The organism is Anabaena sp. CA = ATCC 33047, assembly GCF_963870205.1.
Classification (GTDB): Bacteria; Cyanobacteriota; Cyanobacteriia; order Cyanobacteriales; family Nostocaceae; genus Trichormus.
In genome coordinates, this window is record NZ_CAWMSA010000031.1 from 11,295 (window position 1) to 11,885 (window position 591).

General features: G+C 46.7%; 1 protein-coding gene. It reads left to right on the plus strand.

The genetic code is table 11. The annotated features are described in order from the left end of the window. On the plus strand, positions 1-591 hold a 591-nt coding region (locus AACS98_RS06780), incomplete at both ends, for a DUF58 domain-containing protein (protein ID WP_232317120.1).

Sequence of the window (591 nt, forward strand, 5' to 3'; positions counted from 1 at the left end):
CAAGTTGAAGATATCTTACCTTTCGTCTTAGGGCAACCCGTCAAACACAGTATTGAAACTATCGCCAGTCAAGAAACTTACCGTTGGTCATATTCCCAGCCTACCCAAAATCGAGGGATATATCGCTGGCACACTGTGGAATTGGTGACAGGCGCGCCTTTAGGATTATTCTGGAGTCGCCGTCAACGCCACTGTAAAGCTACAGCTATTGTTTACCCGACAGTATTACCTTTAAAAACTTGTCCCCTAGTAGATGAATTAGGACAGGAAGAAAGTCAAAGAAGTGAGTATACTGGTAAACCCTTGCAGACAGCCACATCAGGGTTAGTGCGATCGCTTCGTCCCTACCGCATCGGCGACCCCATGCGTTTAATTCACTGGCGGACTAGCGCACGTTATGGGGAGTTACGGGTGCGGGAATTAGAAATGGTCACAAGTGGACAGGAAATTATTATTGCCCTTGATAGTGCTGGTAATTGGCAAGCAGACAACTTTGAACAAGCAGTAATTGCCGCAGCATCGTTGTATTTTTACGCACAGCGTCAGCAATTACAGGTGCAACTGTGGACAGCAGCCACAGGATTAGTCAAA